Annotated in this window: 9 protein-coding genes; all 9 read right to left on the minus strand. The window is 52.7% G+C overall.

Annotation, left to right across the window (positions count from 1 at the left end; translation table 11 throughout):
• Positions 1-12 precede the first annotated feature (12 nt).
• From BFJ94_RS06415 to BFJ94_RS06455, 9 genes are read right to left on the minus strand one after another with little or no spacing between them, the layout of a single operon-like run.
• Positions 13-1,107, minus strand: coding sequence for a cysteine peptidase family C39 domain-containing protein (locus BFJ94_RS06415; RefSeq protein ID WP_120461914.1), 1,095 nt, complete (start codon positions 1,105-1,107; stop codon positions 13-15).
• Between the two features lie 43 nt (positions 1,108-1,150).
• Positions 1,151-2,293, minus strand: coding sequence for a radical SAM/SPASM domain-containing protein (locus BFJ94_RS06420; RefSeq protein ID WP_120461915.1), 1,143 nt, complete (start codon positions 2,291-2,293; stop codon positions 1,151-1,153).
• Positions 2,294-2,307: 14 nt separating this feature from the next.
• Positions 2,308-2,574, minus strand: a complete 267-nt coding sequence (locus BFJ94_RS06425) for an acyl carrier protein (protein ID WP_120461916.1) — start codon at positions 2,572-2,574, stop codon at positions 2,308-2,310.
• 31 nt (positions 2,575-2,605) lie between these two features.
• Positions 2,606-5,977, minus strand: a complete 3,372-nt coding sequence (locus BFJ94_RS06430; RefSeq protein ID WP_120461917.1) for a beta-ketoacyl synthase N-terminal-like domain-containing protein — start codon at positions 5,975-5,977, stop codon at positions 2,606-2,608.
• The gene (locus BFJ94_RS06435) at positions 5,970-10,001 is read right to left on the minus strand and encodes a type I polyketide synthase (protein ID WP_162944206.1); all 4,032 of its coding nucleotides are present in this window, start codon (positions 9,999-10,001) and stop codon (positions 5,970-5,972) included. Before BFJ94_RS06435 ends, BFJ94_RS06430 begins: the two co-directional genes overlap by 8 nt.
• A gap of 24 nt (positions 10,002-10,025) precedes the next feature.
• Complete coding sequence (gene fabD, locus BFJ94_RS06440) at positions 10,026-11,309, minus strand: ACP S-malonyltransferase (protein WP_120461919.1); 1,284 nt, start codon at positions 11,307-11,309, stop codon at positions 10,026-10,028.
• A 32-nt stretch (positions 11,310-11,341) separates the two neighbouring features.
• Positions 11,342-15,199 carry a non-ribosomal peptide synthetase gene (locus BFJ94_RS06445; protein ID WP_162944207.1) on the minus strand — a complete coding sequence of 1,286 codons (3,858 nt, stop codon included), beginning with the start codon at positions 15,197-15,199 and terminating at the stop codon, positions 11,342-11,344.
• A 14-nt stretch (positions 15,200-15,213) separates the two neighbouring features.
• Entirely contained in the window at positions 15,214-18,300 is a 3,087-nt protein-coding gene (locus tag BFJ94_RS06450) for a cyclic peptide export ABC transporter (protein ID WP_120461921.1), read from the minus strand.
• Positions 18,293-19,546: a macrolide family glycosyltransferase gene (locus BFJ94_RS06455; protein ID WP_120461922.1), complete on the minus strand. Its 1,254-nt coding sequence runs from the start codon at positions 19,544-19,546 to the stop codon at positions 18,293-18,295. Before BFJ94_RS06455 ends, BFJ94_RS06450 begins: the two co-directional genes overlap by 8 nt.
• Between the last annotated feature and the right edge of the window lie 16 nt (positions 19,547-19,562).

A 19,562-nucleotide genomic window follows, 5' to 3' on the forward strand; every position in this document is an offset into this window, starting at 1 on the left:
CCTATCTCTATTTTACTTGCGAAACTCAAGCTCATCGATTAACTGCGTAATCAATGCCTTTTCTGTATCCAGCATCTCCCCAAGTGAGTTCACTAGCGGCTGCAGTATGCTCCGGTTCTGACTCATGAAGCCCTTCAGCATAAGGTTGCGATGGGTATAGGCTTGCTTCTCCAGCCGCTCGGCCACGGCTAATAACGGAGTATCCTCGGCGAGATGACCTAACTGCTGCAAATATTTGATCCGCTCCACCATCATCTTCTTATGCTCCCACAGAATATGAAGCTGACGAACGTCGAAATTCTGTGCTCCCTCTATCACGCGCATCACGAATTCCTGGAGATAGGGATAAATCTCCACGCCGAAATAGCCTTCCATCGGCTGCTGCTGAATACGAAGCCGCTCTGTAGAGTTGCGCCCTTCCAAATAGTCGGTAAGAATCTCAATCATCAGTGTCAAGTCAAAATCGAATCTTCCGGCGCCAGCGCCGTATTTACTGCCTTCATAGTCCAGAGGCTCCAGTCTCTTGCAGGAGCTGATCAAGGATTGAGTCTCTTTGCCTTGCGAAGAATAGGCTTGGCCCAATTGCTCGAACGTAACCTCCTGCATCGTGAACTGGCGATTCTTATCAAAGATAGCCACATGATAGATTTGCCGATCCAGATCATAGCCATAGATGAAGATATCATGGACAAAATGGTTCTGCTGATAGCAGATCGAATTGTGAATATAGAATTCATCCACATACGTGACTACATAATATTTGCGCTCCAGCTGCGTAATCAGATAGCGATGGATATCGACTCCTAACTGATCCAGCAGCACTTTATCCGTATGCTTGTACATCAGCCACGGCATATGGGTATAAGCAATCATCAGATCCGGATAGAAATCCAGCCGATATTCCTGCAAATCCTGCAGATAAGGCTTGGAAATGAACAATTGAATATAGCTCGTATGAATCCACGGCTGAGCGTACTCGAACGGCTGAAGAATGCCAAGCACATAAGCATGACCTAGAAAACCATATACCTTCGGCATTTCAAAGGGCAGCTTAACGCTTCTCAACATTTTATTTTCAAGTACTGATTCGATTTCCACGATGTTCATGTGACTGACCTCCATAATCTTGGTTACATTTTGGCTAGGCGTATTAGAATGATTCTGGATCAGCAAACATCCGGGTGCAGCGGTTGCACATCATCAGATTCGTCGTCTTCATATAGTCACGGAATCGGGTCGCACGTTCACCCTCCCACATTTCCGCAAACGTGTTCTCATAGATATTGCCATACTTGAAGTCCGGTAAATCCACACAGGGGTACACATCGCCAGTACGACGGACCACCAATTCATGCCAAGGGGCCACGCATTTCGAGCGGCCAAATACATTCTCGATGTCGGTATAATAGTCATGGATATCAATATAATGAGAGGAATCGATACCTTCCTCCGCCCATAGTTCCTCCAGCTCCTTCTTCAATAGCTGCGTGTCCATCGGGATCGATTCCTCGACGAAGCCCTGCCAAGCCGGGGAGACATCACAGTCCAGATCATGCTTCATCTGAGTCGCATAAGCCCGGCCTCGTTCCGGCGTGGTGAACAAGAGCGGGGCCAGATTCACCGATAAGTCGCGGCGTCTTGACCACGGATTACGTGGATCATGCAGCACGACCTCCGCATCCGGGAACCGTTCACGGAGCGCTCGCATGAACTGCTTAATACAGAGATAGTTGGAGGGCGAGAGCACCATCGTAATATTGATAAAAGGGAACATTTTCTTGCGTCGGCGTTTCTCTTCGATCAGCGCGTCGATATTCTCGCAAATCTTCTGGAAGCTGCCTTTTCCCCGAATCGCATCATGGAACTCCTCAGGTCCATCGATGGAAATATTCATTGCCACGATATTCTTCATAATGAACTCAACCCGGTTCTTGATTAAGGAACCATTGGTCAGCAGGTAAATATTCGCCTTGCGCGCTCGTAGATGCTCGACCAGCTCGGTGAAGTCTTTGTACAGCATCGGCTCTCCGCCTGTAATGATGACACCGAGGTTCTTATTCACTGCCGTAACCTCATCCAGGAATTTCTTCAAGACATCGATATCCAGCTGTTCACGGATCGCCCGCTGCGGCTCTTTCAGCGCCCAGCCAGTCTCTCCCCAGATATGACAGAAGTTGCAGCGATAGTTGCACAGCTCTGACGGGAATAACGTAAGCTGCTTAATCTCTGGTGCTAGATTGCGAACATGCTCCTCCAGAGCCGTTCCTCCGAGTTTACCTGCCTTGGTTAGCATAAGTTATCCCCCTCCTATTCCTCACTTTGATTCAAACGGATATAGTTCATGATTTGATTGATCGTGCTGAAATTGCGGAAATCAAGATCCTCATCATTCCACGACACGCCGAACTCCATCTCAGTGGCGATTACAAGCTTGATAAAAGTTAAGGAATTAATGCCTAGTGCTGATAGATCATCATCAGGGCCGCACTTGTCAAGCAGAGCGGGCTCATCCACATTGTCTCGCAGCAGATCCATGACTTTCTGTCTTAATTCATCCTTCGTTTCGATGGTCATCTTCTTTCCTCCTAATGGTTAGTTATATATATTAAATAGGTTGAAGCTCGTTAAAAAGTTGAGACAGAAACTGCTGTTCTGCGGTAAGCAACTGCTCCCATTTCGCCTGAATAGCCTCTATTCTCTCCGTCTGATAGACCGGAACGTAGAAGAAGCGGACAAGTCCTTTGCGGATCGTCTCCCAGTGCTCAACGCATTCATGATGAGCTGCTAATATAGCACCCTCCCCATATAAAGCTGTCAAGCGGTACGCTTCCACCTGCTTCGCATTGAGAACCTGATTCAGCGTCTCGATGATCGAATCGATATGCTGTTTCAAGCTGGCTTCAGTGGAGCTGACCTCGATGAACCATGCTGCAAATTGCTGAAGTATAGCCAGGCTCTCTTGCAGACGATGACGATGCTGTGTCAGATGACTCTCGAAGCGCTGCCTCAATTCGTCAAGCTCAGGCTCCCGGTACGGCGCGCCCGGCTGGTGCTGGATGATATAATAAGCGCCCCCTTGTTCTTGCTGTTGCCCCTGCGTCTCATAACCTCGGCAGGCACGGACGAGATCCTCGAATGCGATGAGACAAGGCTTGTACGATAGATTTTCCCGTCGGTCATGCTCGATAATATGGAACATTTCTGTCCCCCTATCAAAACCGTACACCAGCAAGGTATGATCCACATGCTGCTTCTGATAGGCATCGCTGCGGAACGGGATCTCATAGCAATCGACCCATACGATCACGGGATTCCCTTGGCTGAGATTGTGGATGATCATCTGCTTGATATCGATATCTCCATATGCAGGCCGGGGTTGGACGGACAGATTCATCTGTGCGAAGAGCGTCTCCTGTGGCTCTATCTCCTCATAGCACAGCTCATAGGCCTGTGTCCCCTCCGGGTCAGCTTGTTGATACAGAAGTAAATCATTGATCAGATACGGCAGAATACTACCCCCAAAATGCTTTACCACTGGAAAAAAAGAATTATAGAAGCAGTTGCGATAATAGAGATCATTAAACGGCTCGATATTCGGCAGGACGACCGGCGAAATGACCGATTCGCCAGACTGCTGCTCTATATAAGCCGCTGCTTCGCGAATCGTCGAATAACGATATAATTGCTCGGATTCAAAGGGAATTCCGGCTTGCTCCAGCTCGACCTCAAAACGAATAGCGAGGATCGAGTTGCCGCCGAGCTCGAAGAAATCATCGTCGATGTCGATCTCCTTGAGCCCAAGCAGATCTGCCCATAGCGCAGCCAAGCGGAGCTCGGTTGACGTATAACTGCTATCGGCTCTGCCCTTCAGCATTGGCGCATTATCCGCAGCGCTTCGGTTCAGGCTTGCGGATGAAGCCGCACCCGCTTCTTTGTAGGATTCAGCCGCCATCGGCATCGACCACGCCGTATAAGTGTCTGCCGCGGAATCAATCCAGCAGCGGGATGGTTCGAAGCTGTACACCGGCAGATGCAACTTGGAGCGCCGCTGTCCCTCATACAACTCCTCCCAATTCACCGCCGCGCCTTGGACATAGAGCCGGGCAAGCTCTTCGATTCCCGCCATATCCAAGCCAGCACCTGAACTAGCCGCTTGCTGAATCAATTGGTGGGCGGCCTCACTTCGGGTCTTGAGCTCATCCGACGTATATTCCCCTTGCTGCCGCTTCTCTCTGCGGCCACTTGTCGTCCGATGCTCACTATAAAGAATGCCTTCGCCTGATTCCGCTGCATCCTTAAGCTTCTCCAAGCCCGCTTCTAATGCCGCAGACAGCTTGTCCCTCAAGCTTGAAATACCATCCGCGATGATCGCTAATCGGCAGCTATAATGTCCCCTTCCTGTCTGCGCTGTGAAGCACAGATCCGCGAAGCTACCATCCAGCTCAGGCAGCCTGTGGATATAAGCATGCATGAGCCGCTCCAACGCGGGCCTGCTCTTGGCCGACAGCACCGTAAGCCTCGGTTGATCGCCCAGATCCGGTTCCTGATCCTGTTTCGTGTCGGCTGTGCTTCCCCCGATTAATGGCGCTTCCTCCAGCACAAGATGACAGTTCGTACCGCTGAAGCCAAAGGAGCTTACGCCGCATCTCCTCGGATGCTCTTCATTCGTCTCCCACGGCTCCAAGCGATCACTGACATAGAGCGGTAAGCTCTCAAAGGGAATATTGCGATTCGGTCTCGTAAAATGAAGCGTCGGCGGCAGCTTTTTATACTTGAGAGAGACGATCGCCTTCGCCAGTCCAGCCACCCCTGAAGCGGCGTCCAGATGCCCGATATTGCTCTTGACCGAGCCGATGGCACAGAATTGCTTACGCTTCGTGTAATGTCGGAAGGCCCGGCGAATTCCATCGGTCTCGATCGGGTCACCCAGCTTCGTCCCTGTGCCATGGGCCTCGATATAGCCGATCGTCTCTGGGTGGACTCCTGCATCCTTCCAGGCCCGTATCAGCAGCTTCTCCTGAGAGGCGGCATTCGGTGCGGTCAAGCCTACAGACGTCCCGTCCTGATTGATGGCGCTGCCGCGAATGACCGCATGGATCGGGTCTTGATCCCGCAGAGCCTGGCTTAGCGGCTTCAGCAGCAAGGCGACCGTCCCTTCCCCCCAGACCGTGCCGTCAGAACTGTCATCGAAGGCACTCGTCCTCCGATTCGCCGATTCGATGCCGATCTCGAACAGTCCATCCACAGGCATCAGACATACCTTCACTCCGCCCGCAATCGCCATCTCGCACTCGGCATTCCTTAGCGCCATACAGGCGAGATGAACCGCTACTAGTGAAGAGGAACAGGCCGTATCCACCAACAAGGCAGGGCCCTGCAAATCGAGCATATAGGCGATGCGCCCCGCAATGATGGAAGGTGTGTTACCTATACTAGCCATCGGAATCTGCGAGGGTTGATTCTTCGTAATATACTGGCCATAAGCCGGCCAATCCGCATAGCCGATATAGACACCGGTCTTGCTGCCTTGAATACGACTGCCCCCATACCCTGCGTCCTCAATGGCCTCCCAGGCGGCCTGCAGGAATAGCCGTTGATTCGGGTCCATCAAGGAGGCTTCCTTCGGAGACAGATTGAAGAAGGCATAGTCGAATTTGTCGATATCCTGCATAAATCCGCCATGACTGAATTGAATGCCGTCCGCTGGAAGCTGGGTAAAGGTGCGGATGAAGCTGAGGCTATCACGCTGCCGCTCCTCCGAGAGCGGACCGATGCTGTCAAGCCCCTGCGTGAGGTTATCCCAGAACTGCTCGATATGATCTGCTCCCGGCATCCTCAAGGAAAGACCGATGATCGCAATCTCCTTACTCTCCGTCGTCTGTTGCTCCTTAAGCGTTCGAAGCAGCTGCAGGGCGGCCTTCTCATCCAATTGGCCTTTTGCCACCTGCTCAAAGATTTGACTCGCTAGTTTATCCATTCGCTACCTCCATCCCGCGATATCGATCTACCGCATGCTCGATGGATAATTCGCCCCGTTTTATTTGTTCCAACATCGTAAATATAGCTTCATCAAAAGAGTCCGCCTCGACCGATTCCAGCCCGAATCCCTCCGCTTCTGCCTGATTGGAGACGAGGGAATACAGATGATCGGTGATCCGGGTAATAGTCGGATAAGAGAACATATCCGCCACGGTAGTCAGCCCGGGGAAGGCCTCATCGAGATAGTGCTGCACTCTCGTGATCAGGATCGAGTCTCCGCCGATCTCGAAGAAATTGGCATTCACGTTCAATTCCTCGTAGCCAAGCACTTCCTTCCAGGCTTCCGTCACCACTTCTTCGACCTCAAGGAGACGGACAGACCGTAGATTTCCCGCCTTGGAATTCCCATTTGCCGTGTCTCCTGAACGCTCCTGTACTGTGGCTGCTTGAGCCTTCCGGATGGACATGGATCGAGCAAGCGCCTGTTGAAGCTGCTCCGATAGTCGAAATGGCAGCAGATCCCCTAATGCAAACAGATGGCTGCTGCTATTCCATTGCCCGACAAGGGCTTGTCGAACTGGGGCGGCTTCAGCAACGGTGACAGCGGTGAGAAGCGTCTGGAAGGCCTGAACTCCATCCTCCGCAGGCATCACACAGAACATTTCCTTCGACTCATCCGCTTCCCCAGTCCCATCCAGCTGCTCCTGTTGCCAGGCTGGCCAATTGATCGCCAAGGTTCTCAGGCCAAGGCGGCTCCGATAAGCCGCATATCCATCCAAATATGCATTGCCTGCCGTATATGGGCCAGAGCCAATTCCGCCAACCAGCGTAATGGCCGAGGAGAAAAGAATCAGGAAATCCGGCTCATCCTGCCGTGTGAGATGATCCAGCAGCCAAGTCCCGGTCGTCTTGGCTTCGATGATGGATCGCAGCTCTTCCGCTGACAGTTGACTCATCAGATTGCCTGCGGAGATCCCGGCTGCATGAACGATACCAGCGATGCGCCCATAGCGTGATCGCAGACTCGTAATCGCCTCATCCAACTGCGTATAATCCGCAGTATCCGCCTGGATAACTTCAATCTGCGCGCCGACAGCCTCCATTTCACGGATGGCCTGTATCGCCTGAGCGATCTTAGTGTTCTGATTCGACTCGATTAGGGATGCCCACTGCTCACGTGGAGGCAAGCCTGTTCTGCCCATCAAAGCCAGGCGAATGCGGCCTTCGGATGCTCTAACCAGATGCGCCGCAATGATCAGCCCGATGCTGCCAAGGCCGCCGGTAATAAGATAGATTTCTTCTTCCCCCTTGAAGACAATCGGTAACATCCCCGAATCGATGGGCTTGGCCGCTGGCATCTCCAGTAGATCTACCCGTTCCACATATCGCTTGCCTTCGCGGTAAGCCGTCCAATACTCATTTGAATCATGCTCCAGCTCCGCGCATACGCTCTCGACCTGATCCGATCGCTCATCCACATCGATCCAGCGGATTCTTAGCTGTGGCTGCTCCCAAATGACAGCTTTGCTCAGCCCGATCATGGCGAATTGCTCTGGCCGCACCCTCGCCTGCTCCGTCGTCACTTCATCCGCATAGGAGGTGACAAGTGCTACAGCTATCGATTCTTGCCCATCCCATCGTGCTAGTGCATGCAGCAATCGGTAGAGCCGATAAATGGATCGCTCCTGCTGCTCTTCATGCTGCTTCAAGCTTTCCTCTTCGCAACCAGCATAATTAGCGGCAGCAAACCGTAAATCAACGAGTTGCAGAGAAACGGCTGCTGGAGAATCACAACTTTCTAATGGGACGATTACCTCTCCCAGCAACCGTTCATAATCTTCGATTTCATCCCGAATCATATATTTCAACGTATTGACTCGCTCATAATGATCTCCCATAGTAGCTTCGATCACCTGCCATCCGTCCGCGTTCCAGCGACTCACGAAAGGCAAGCTGTCCTGTTGCGCTTCCGTCAGGAGTAGCATCGTCCCTCTCTCGCTGCGCCTACGACTGCTCTTCGGCAGCGGTTCATGCAGCCATTTCCGCTGATGATAGAAGGATGATGCATCGTTAATAGGATGGCTCTTGGCCAAGTCATGGCGAGCTCTATTCCGGGATGCTCGCTGCGGCGGCTTCACCCAACAGCGATGCCGATCGAACGGATATGCCGGGAAGCTGAGGCGTCTTCTGCGCTCCTGCCGGTATAGACGATCCCATGGGATCGTAGCCCCTTGCACATAGAGCCTGCCAAGCTCTGCACAAAGCGCGTGATCGCCCTTGTCAGAGGAAGATGCGAAGGCGGCATAAGCAGTCTCAGCTGCCGCGCGTATCGCTTCAGGCTGCGATCCTGCAAGGCTATTCGTATCTCCGACACATAAGTAACTGTTCGCTGCTCCTTGCCCTTCCTTGAATCCCATAGCTTTAAAATGGCTCAGCTCATGAAGCAGTTCATCTACACACTTGACTGCAATCGCCATCCGATAGCGATAATGCCCTCTACCCGTGCTCAAGGTATAACAGAGATCCGCCAAATCGAGGAATGGATGGTCCGTCAGATACTTCAGACTTGCAGCCACATAGTTCTCTAATGCCGACTCCGTCTGAGCCGACAATACGAACAGCCGGTATTCATTCTGCTTCGGCGTAAGCCTGGACGAACTACGTTCCTCTGGGAACTCCTCGACAATCACATGGCAGTTCGTACCGCTAATTCCGAAGGAGCTGACCCCACAGCGGCGAGGAGCTAGTTCGCTCTCCCATTTCATCAGCCTGTCGTTCACATAGACCGGAGATTCCGCAAAATCGATCACCCGGTTCGGCCGCTCAAAATGGAGCGTTGGATAGAGGCATTTGTTTTTTAGTGATAGAACGGCTTTGAGCAGGCCGGCGATCCCCGCGGTATTATCCAAATGCCCGATGCTGCTCTTGAGCGCCCCGATGGCGCAAAACTGTCGTTTATCTGTGAAGCGCCGGAATGCCCGCCTAATCCCTTCAACCTCGATGGGATCTCCCAGCTTGGTAGCCGTGCCATGGGTCTCGATATATCCGATCGTCTCAGGATCGATCCCGGCCCGCTTCCACGCCTCGACAATGACGGCTTCCTGGGCCTCAGCATTCGGAGCGGTAATCCCGACGGAGCCGCCATCCTGATTCAGTGCGCTCGATTTGATCACGCCATATATATGATCCCGAGCTTCAAGGGCTTGTTCGAGCGGCTTCAACATCATCGCGACTACGCCTTCTCCAGCTCCGGTCCCATCCGCCTGGTCATCGAAGGTTCTGGCCCGGGAAGTAGAGGACTCAATACCGACCTCATACTCTCGGATCGGAATCAGATGCAGCTGAATCCCCCCTGCGATCGCGGAATCGCACTCGCCATTACGGATCGCCTGGCAGGCAAGATGGACGGCCACGAGGGAGGAAGAACAAGTCGAATCGACGATGAAGCTGGGTCCCCTAAGATCCAGCAAATACGACAAGCGGCTCGCGATAATGGGGCGTACATTGCCCGCCATCGACATGGAAATCCCCTCCGGCTCCACCTCGCGGATCAGCTTCAAATAGTCGGCATCCGAGCCATAACCTACATAGACGCCTGTCCGGCTCCCGACCAGCTTGTCGCCGCCGTAGCCGGCGTCCTCGATCGCCTGCCAGGCGGTCTCCAGGAATAACCGTTGGTTGGGATCCAGCAGGCTCGCTTCCCGCGGCGAGAGCTTAAAGAAGGAATAATCAAATTTATCGATCTCATCAAGATAGGCCGCCTCTCCATAGGCCAAATCCTCCGGCTTCAGCCCGAGCTGCTGAAAATATAAATCCGTATCCTGCTTGCGTAGAGAAGGAATCGGCCTAACGCAATCCCGGCCTGTCTCAAGATTGTAGGCAAATTGCTCGACCGTATCCGCCAGCGGCAGCTTGACCCCGATTCCAACAATCGCGATCTCCTGACTGGAGGCTTGATCGAAGACAACGCCCTCCAGTTCAGCAGTAGACCTGCGATTTAATTTGATTGACTGAAAATCCACCCTGATCACCTCCATCCAACATCATTAAGCGATTACCCATGAATCAGGCGAGAATTCTGGAAATAATGCGGTCGTTCCTGTCTTGTTCAGAATGTCGGCGAATCGTTCCCGCTGCTCTTGCTCCGGCACCATCTTGGTATCCAGCATCTGCTTCAACAGCTTAAGCGCCTTCTGCATCTGTGCTGGCGTGGGCACTTGTCCCGTCTCATCCAGCTGCTCCTGCAATCGCTGAACTTGCCGGTAAGGAAGGACGAAGCCTTGTTCATACGCTTCTGAATCCCAATTGCGATTGCGCGTGCACACGGCTGCTGCCAGACATCTTGTCACCACATTATTGGAAGCCTGCTGGCGGGCTTGCTCCAGTTTGTCGGCTTCCAGCTCCCGCTGCAGCAGATCGAGCTCCGCTGTTTTCTCATACGGGTAGCAGGTGATAGACTTGGCATCGATCCGCATGAGCTGCGTCAGCACCTGCTTAGCGCCGAGTTCAACAGCAATGCTGATCCCTTGCTCCACTAGCAGCTTCATCGTCCAATCCCAGCGCACCGGCGCAGTAAGCTGCTCGGTCAGATAGACGACCACCTGTTCCGGGGATTCATACGGTTGGCCTGTAACATTAGACAGCACCGGCCACTGGAACGGACTGTAGGTGCAGGAAGCCAGCTCTTCTCTAAAGCGGCTGGCCGCTCCCTTCATAAGCGGGCTGTGAAATGGCGCGCTTACTTGCAGGAACGCGATCCGTGCCCCAAGGGCTTCGAGCTCATGAGCCGCCTTCTCCACCGCTAGGCGATGACCGGAGATGACGAGTTGCCCGGAAGAGTTATAGTTGGAGATGACCACCTCCTGCTGATCGGAAATAAATACGCCCCGACAAATCTCCTCCACTCGGGCCGGATCGCTGCCCATAATCGCGCACATCGCACCGATGCCTTCGGCCGCCGCCTCCTGCATCAGCTGACCTCGGCGTCTGACGAGCCTTAACGCATCCGGGAAAGTCATCACACCTGCACAGGTCAGCGCCGAGAACTCGCCTAAGCTATGTCCCGCTGAATACGCCGGAACTACGCCGATTTCTTCCATATAAATCCGGAAGGCGGCGACGCTGACGGTAAGCAGTGCAGGCTGTGCATTTTCCGTTCGAGTCAGCTCCTCAGAGACCCCTCTTGTAAGAAGTGCTTGCAGATCAAAGCCCAGTACATCATTCGCCTCAGCGAATACCGCCCTTGCTGTTGCCGATCGTTCCATCAGATCCAGGCCCATACCGATATATTGCGAGCCTTGACCCGGAAATAGAAGCGCCAGCTTTCTCATTAACGATTCCTCCTTAAGATGCTTCAAGATGCTTACGACGTTACGCGGCTTTCGATCAGTTGACGCAGAAGATCCACATATCCGTTGGCTAGCATCTGAATCGCCTCTTTTTTCAGCCGCTGATCATTGAATTTGAGTGAGATCGATAGCTGATCTTCATCCATCTGATCCTCGATTTCCCAAGCCAGATCATAGATGTCAAGCCATACCGCATCCATGTTCATATTAAGATCTTGCCTGCGGTAGATCAGAGGAAGTACCTCATCCCTCCCCTTCTGCACATGTACGTCCAGCATGCGTTCCATAAGATAGGCCTGCGTACCGTTCACCCGGCTCTGATGCACCTGCCGGAACAGCTCCTCAAATCCGCCAATCTTCGTAAAATCAAGCGATATCGGAACGACTCGTTCACCTTCCGCCTGCAGGCAGTGAATCACCGCATCAGACTGCTCATTCCATTCACGGAACAGATACAGCGCCATCCCGGTACACACATCGTAAGACTCCACTTGAGTCTCAGCAGCAAGTCCATCTATACCCGCTCTAAGCCGGGGTTGAAGATGGAAACGCTTGATGCCCATCCCGTTGCCATTCACCTGATGCTGGAAGAAGGCTGCTGGAAGCTGCTGATAAACGTTCCATGCTGCCTGCTCCCCAAGCTGCTGCGCACCTTGCTTCCCGTCAATCCATTGAGCCAGCTTGGCGATGGTCGTATAGGAGAAGAGATCCACGATCTGGATGCCCCAGCCGTATTCATTCTCCAGCTTCGCATGCAGCTGCATGAGCAGGATCGAGTTGCCGCCGAGATCAAAGAAATGCTCATGCAGTCCGATCTGCTCTAGCTTCAGCACTTCCTGCCATACCCGGCGGATGCGGCTCTCCGTCTCACCTGCCTCTTCCTCGGTCCATGAAGCCTCCTGATCGGCAGCAGCCAGCCTGTCCGTGACCTGCAGCAGCGCTTTGCGATCCAGCTTGCCATTGGGGGTCTTAGGAATCTCAGTGATCCGGTAAAAGAAGGTTGGAATCATATAAGCAGGCAACACTGCCGATAGCTCATCTCGCAACTCATTGGTTGTTACCTCTACCTCATGATTAAGCTTCACATAAGCGGCGAGGAGCATCATCCCGTGTTCATCTTCATGCGCCAGCACAACCGCTTCATCGATCGCCTCCAGAGCAAGCAAGTGATGCTCGATATCCCCCGGCTCCACGCGATAGCCGCGAATCTTCACCTGCTGGTCATTCCGCCCGACATACAACAGGCTTCCATCAGGTAGCCATAGTCCAACATCGCCGGTGCGATACATGCGCACTTCAGGATCATAGGGATCAGCGCAAAAATAACGTTCCGTAAGCTCCGGCCGATTCAGATAGCCCCTCGCCACCCCCGCACCTGCGACGCAGATCTCTCCCGGTACGCCTACAGGCAGCGGATGTCCGTAAGGATCAAGCACATAGACGCGGTAATTCAAAATGGGCTTGCCGATGGGAATGCTCATTCTGGCAACCGACTCCGGTAGACAGCGGTGATACGTCGCACATACCGTCGCTTCTGTCGGCCCGTACGTGTTATAGACCTCCGCTCGCTTAAGCAGCTCTGTCATATAATCCGGCTTCAGAACATCGCCGCCGCTGATGAAAATTCGGACGCTGTCCATTCCAGCTTGCTTGTTCAGCTCGTTCATCAGCAGGGGAGAGCAGGACACGATCGTGATCCGGTGCCGATCGATTAACTTAACCAGCTTCGGCATATCGATCACATCGGTCTTGCGAGCAATCACGACCTGTCCGCCCGCGAGCAGCACCGGATACACCTCCTCGACGAATTGGTCGAAGGAGCAGGAGGCCTGCTGCAGGAAAGTATCTCTGCTGCTTAAGCGGAATTCATGCTGGAACGCTTCAACATAAGCAAGTAGATTGCCATGCTCCACCACGACCCCCTTCGGCGTTCCGGTCGAACCCGACGTGTAGAGGATATAAGCGGCATCGCCGTGTTGATTCACAAGTGGAACAGGCTCACCTTCAATTGCGTCCGGTGCTGGCATCCCCTCCTCCATACAAATGCTAATGCCAGAAAATTCAATCGAATCCGGAAGCTCTGCATCTCTCACGACTAATATGCTTGCTCCGCTGTCCTGGAGAATCTGGTTAATCCGGCCGGGCGCATATTCATAATCTATCGGCACATAAGCAGCTCCTGATTTCAAAACCGCCAGCATAGCAATCAGGAGCTGCCCGGAGCGATCCATCCATAGGGCGACAGGCTGCTCTGCCCCAATACCAAGCGCTCGGAGCTGCCGCGCCAGCCGATTGGCTGCGCGGTCGATCTCCTGATAGGTGAAGCTCTCTTCACCACAGATCACTGCTATACTGTCCGGTGTTTCCATGACCCGTTTCTCGAATTGAAACGGAATAAGCTCTTGCTGCTCCCTCTGTCGCTGACTTGCCATAAGTCCAGTAGAAGCTTCCCTGTTAAATGAAGTCAGCAGCTCTTCGATCTCCTCTGCCGTCAACAGTTCAAGCTCATTGATCTTCAGCTCCGCCTTGCTGTACATTTGCAGGATGATCTGCCTGTAGTGACCCGCTATCCTGGTGATCATCGACCTGGAGAAAGAGTCGGGATCATAGGCAAACTCCAGCGCCAGCTCTCCTGTTTCCAGCGGCATTGCGCCGATCGTCAGTCCATAATGGGTGGCTTCCTCCATCTCATACTTCTCAATACGCAAGGCTCCTGCTCGTCCTATACTTGTATCCAAAGGATAGTTCTCCACCACCATAATGGAGTTGAACAATGGCTCATGAGCATCGGCACCGCTATAAGCGTTGATATCAATGAGCGGCGTCAGCTCATAATCTACACGCCGCTGGAGCTGCTCATTGACCGCTCCGACCAGCTGCCGGACCGGCTCCTCCGCTGTCCAGCATATCCGCAGTGGGATCGTATTGATGAATAAACCGATCATTTCTTCGATTCCAGACAGCTCTGGTGTTCGGCCTGATACGGTTGTGCCGAATAGTACATCCTCGCTCCCGCAATAACGGCCAAGCAGCAAGCCCCAAGCTGTATATAGATAAGCAGCCAGCGTAACCTGATGCCGCTGCGTATAGTGAGAGATTGCCTCCACCTCTTGGAGTGACAGGGTTAGCATATGGAGAGACTTACTCTCTTCCCTCTCGCGCTGGTCCAACCTCTCTGACAGCTCGGTCAGCCGCGTGCGCTCCTGCCATCCTTTTAACGCCTGCTCCCAATACTGTTTCTGTTTAACTTTGTCCTGACGCTGCAGCAATTGAACATACTGCTTGAACGGAGTTTTGGCATTTGCTCGAACCGTTGCTGGAATCCCCGCCGCGGTGCCATCAACACCATCAACAATGGCTTGATAAGCCTGCATGAACTCCTTAAGCAGCAGTCCATTGCTCCAGCCATCGAATAAGATATGATGCCAGGTGATGATCATCTCGCAGCGCTTATCATTAATCAGGCATAGCGTAACTCGCAGCGGCTCGGCTTCAAGATCCAGCTCTTCCCGGCGATCCCGTGCTTTAAGTTCCGTAATCATCAGCTCCGCTTGCTCGGTGGAATAGCTGGAATAATCCAATACCTTAACCGGGGTCTCCAGCTCGCGCAGTACGATCTGAACCGGCTTCTCCAGCTTCTCCCAACGATAAACGGTTCGCAGCATATCATTCGTACGGGCAACATTCTGCCAGGCTTGCCGCAGGGCATCCACCGAGTAGTCACCCGACAAGCGAATGGAGAACTGCTGCGTGTAGTACCCCTTATCCTTGTCGCTTCTGTAATGGAACAGCAGGCCCTCCTGCAGGGGAGTCAATGCCATGATGTCTTCCACATTCGCCTTATCCAATTTACTTGTACGTCTCTCTCTCAATTCACTGTCTCCTCTCATGCGGGAAGTAGACTGTTCACAACCTGCCCTATCTCCATCTTGATGACCTGATCCGCCATATGGAAATAGCGGTCATCATGGGTGATCGCGATTACGCATTTTCCTCTTTGCTTCAGCTCAGGCAGCAGATTGTGGTAGAAGAAGGCCCGATATTCCGGGTCCTGATCCGCCGCCCATTCATCGAACAGGCAGATAGGACGATCTTCAAGATAGCTAATAAGTAATGCAAGCCGTTTGCGCTGCCCTGTCGACAGCTTCGTCGTATTCAGCACACCGTCACGGATCTCCACTTTATCCTGAAGATGGAGCACCTTCAGATAATGCTCGATCTCAGTTTGCTTGGAGGAATATGAAATGCCGTACAGCTTCTCGAATAAATAAAAATCACTAAATATCGCCGAGAAATGCTGGCTTAGCTCCTGTGTCGATACAGACTGCCCATTGACGGTAATCCCTCCCTGCACCGGCTCATACAGCCCGGTGATCAGCTTCGCCAAGGTCGACTTGCCGCTACCATTCCCCCCGGTAATGAAGGTGACCTGTCCTGCGCGGAAGGAGCAGTCGATCGGCCCTACGGCAAAGCTGTCGCCATCATGATTACCGTAGTGGTATTCCACCGATTGCAGCTTAAGCTCCAGCGGCTCCGCCACTTCAAGAGCAGGCGCGGCTTGCTGCTGTGCCTCCTGAATCGAATCCAGCTCCCGGGACAGCTCGTTGATGCGATTCCAGCTAATGCGTACGCGGAATATATTCGGAATGGTCCCCAGAATACCATGAACCGGCCCGGTCATATACAGCAGGACGAAGACATAATTACGCAGGGTGCTTACTTTTAACTCACTGAACAGAATGGGAAATAAGAAGACGACCGCACCGATCACGAACGTAAATAGCAGCTCGCCGATGACGTTCACATTCGCAAATTTCAGATCACCGCCGATTCGCTTCTCCCGGTAAGAATGGCAGTTATCCTGCATATCCTGCTTGAAGTCGGCCCGTTTATTCCGATTCAGGCTCAGTTCTTTGAAGCCGCCGGTCAAATCATGAATGAAGCGGAAGAAGACGTTCTGGATATCCCGTGTTTGCTCCCATAGCTGATTCGCCTTCAGGCCTGTAAAGTAATGGATACCAGCTGCCGCCACGATAAAGCCAATCGCCATTACCACTCCCAGCGGGCTGATCATGCCCATGTAGACGAAGCAGCTAAGCAGAGTCACGAAGCTGGTGGCTCCAGTAACCACAATGTTGGAAAAGCCGCTGATCGTCTCTGTATCGTTATTGAGGGAGGCTGGAATTTTGCCGTCTTCGATGCCTTCGATTTTTTGATAGGACGTATTCAGAATCTTGCCCAGGAGCTCCATCCGCTTCTCATACACCATGTCGTTGGCAATACGGACGAGTCTTGTGCGCACGAGCTTCTGTCCGAACACATAGATCGCAATCCCGAGTATAAAATAGAGCAGCATACCGCTCTGGAACTGATCGAGATCGCGATTCAGTGTCTCATTGACAATGAAAATGATCAGCGCGTTACCAAAACCGCTTGCCACGCTAAGCAGAGTAATGGCGAAGAAAGAGCGGTCGTCTGACCTCGGAAACAGGGTCGTGAACAGAAAGTACAGACCGAATAAGAAAATTGTCGCGAACAAGGAAAAAACGGCGTAGATCAATGTGTTAGGCGCCCAGACCTGAACGAAGGACCAGTTCACTCCCCAGAAGAGCGTGTTCGGAATTTGCGATAGGCAATAAGCGATCCCGGCCATGAATAGAGCGAAAAGCACAAATCCCGTTGCTGTCGTAGCGTGACGGCCTACATAGCGGCGACCGCCCCGGATCGCTTGCCACACCGCCTTCCCTGTCAGCCAGATGACCAGCAGCAATACGGGGGCCGTCAAGAGCAGCACGACGGAGGAGATCGCATCGATGCTTCTATACATATCACTCGCTGGCTCCGGAACTTCCTTGCCGACCAGCATATTCATAATGCCTTGGGCTGCCGCTCCCGAATACGGAGAGTTCATGTTGGTGAGCACCGCCACCCCATAGCCATCCGCTGGACGAAGCACGAAATAGGTGGAGTAGTTCGGGTTGCCTCCGGCGTGAGCCAGCATCCCGGTTCCATCCTGGTAGACACTCCAGCCAGCCGCGTAAGAGGAGCCATCTCCAGACGGTGCCACAGAGCGGTCTGGTTCATGGGAACGGGCCAGCCATGTCTCGAAGCTGTTAGCTTCTGGCGCTGTGCCCATCTGAATTTTGAGCCAGGCTGCTACGTCCACCGCATTGGAAATGATATAGCCGGCAGGCGTATTTCCTCTATACATCGGGGCATCGTAAGCGACTGGCCTTAACACGCTTAGCTTGTAGCCTACAGCCATGTCTTCACGAGCGGCATCCTCGCGGAACATGTACGTCTGCTGCAGATTCAGCGGCTCCAGCACATGCTGCCCTATGTATTGCTCATAGGACATTCCGGAGACCTGCTGAATGATCAGAGCGAGCACGTCATAGTTAATGGTCGCGTATTCGTATTTTTCCCCTGGCTCATGCTCGAGCTTCTGTCCGATTTGGGTACGAACCGTTCGCTCCAGCGCCAGATCATCATCAGCGGGCGGAATGTCCGCGATACTGTGGAACGGAATCCCGCTCGTATGATGCAGCAAATGCTTCAGACGAATATCCGCAGGCTTCTTCTTATAGGTGGTCTCGAACCAAGGTAGATATTGCGATACCGAATCCTCCAGGTTCACAAGTCCTTGATCCTCAAGCTGCAGCAGCGCAAGGGCCGTAAAGGCTTTGCTCGTCGAGCCCAGCTCGAACAAGGTCTCCGGCGTCACAGGCACATCATGCTTGATATCTGCATAGCCGAAGCCTTTTTGATAGACTGTTTCATTCCCTTGCACGATGACTACGGACATGCCCGGAATTTTGGATTTATCCATCATATCTTCGATATAATCATCAATATCGCTAGTTGTGGCTGAACCGATGGCAGATTCCGCTGCGGACAGGCTTCCCTGGGTCGTACTCATGAGAAGAACAGCGATTATCCCTATCGATAACAACAGCCTTGATAGTTTATTCATGGCACACCTTCTGCTTCGCATATTGTATGATTCGATCTACTGCATACTCCAAGCCGCCTGCTGACTTGAAGGATCGCTTGATCCACTGGCATTGCTCGTGATAAAACGGATTTTCCAGCACTTGATCCACTGTCTCTCGCAATTGCTCATTACTTGGATGAGAATGAGGCAAATAAATCCCCGCGCCCGCACGCTCCACCATCAAAGCACCCATGAATTCATCGAACACCTGCGGCAGAACAATCATAGGCACAGCGTTGCATAATGATTCATAGATGCTGTTCGCGCCGCCGTGGGTGATAAAAGCATCCGCCCGGCTTAAAATCTCCAATTGCGGTACATATGGCCGAACGATGAAATTGCCGGGGACTGGCCCTATAGAGGACAGATCTGTCTGAACACCCAGCGACATAACGACCTGATACTCCGAGTCGCCTAAGGTGTCGAAGCAGGTTTGATAGAGCTCTGACAGATTATGAAGAATCGTGCCAAAAGCCACGTAAATCAGAGGTCTGCCGTCCAGCTGCTCGAATGGGAAGTCCACCGGCTCCTCCCGGGGATAGAGCTCATATCCGCAGAATAGATGCGAATCATCAAATACCTCTTCATAGATTTGAAACTCCCGGGAGCTAAACACTAAATTAAGCGGCTCCTTGCTGCAAAAAATATCATTGATCACATTTAGCCCAGGCCTGCCGTATTTGAGCCCGATCACCCGTGAGAGCTTATCCATCAGCTTCTGGTACACATCATGCTGCTCCTTATGCTTCAGATAGAGCGGATCCTCGGAAGCCAGCAGCACATATTCCATGAAGAATGCCGGGTCCCTATAGGCCATCTCATCGATAAAGGGAAAGTTGGCGAACACCGATATTCCTGGTATTCGCAGCCCAGAGGCAAGCTCTTTACCCCATAAGCAGAAGCTGTCATGGATAATATAGTCGGGCTGTAATTCGCGAATCTCTTCACGCAGGGCTTCTACGATGATCCGGCACTTGTCCATGATAAAGTCCGCAAATACTAGAAGAGTCTCGATCCCTGTCCCATGATGCCTGCCGAAGCTGAGCAGGCCTTGATAGCTACGGAAGGCAGCCCCGGTCTGTTCAATCTTGTCGCGGAAGGGATCGCTGCAATAATAGATAACCTCTTCACCTCTTGCGACCAGCTTGTGGATCAATCCGAGCGTTGGATTCACATGCCCGTGCAGATCAACCCCGAAGAACACCACTCTGGATATATCGAACAACCTCCTTTTAGGTTAG

This window comes from Paenibacillus aceti, from assembly GCF_003614185.1.
In the GTDB taxonomy this organism is placed as follows: Bacteria; Bacillota; Bacilli; order Paenibacillales; family Paenibacillaceae; genus Fontibacillus; species Fontibacillus aceti.

Coding starts and splice junctions, on each gene's coding strand:
- BFJ94_RS06425 (WP_120461916.1), bottom strand. CDS start 2,574: ATGACCATCGAAACGAAGGATGAATTAAGACAGAAAGTCATGGATCTG.
- BFJ94_RS06415 (WP_120461914.1), bottom strand. CDS start 1,107: ATGAACATCGTGGAAATCGAATCAGTACTTGAAAATAAAATGTTGAGA.
- fabD (WP_120461919.1), bottom strand. CDS start 11,309: ATGAGAAAGCTGGCGCTTCTATTTCCGGGTCAAGGCTCGCAATATATC.
- BFJ94_RS06450 (WP_120461921.1), bottom strand. CDS start 18,300: ATGAATAAACTATCAAGGCTGTTGTTATCGATAGGGATAATCGCTGTT.
- BFJ94_RS06420 (WP_120461915.1), bottom strand. CDS start 2,293: ATGCTAACCAAGGCAGGTAAACTCGGAGGAACGGCTCTGGAGGAGCAT.
- BFJ94_RS06430 (WP_120461917.1), bottom strand. CDS start 5,977: ATGGATAAACTAGCGAGTCAAATCTTTGAGCAGGTGGCAAAAGGCCAA.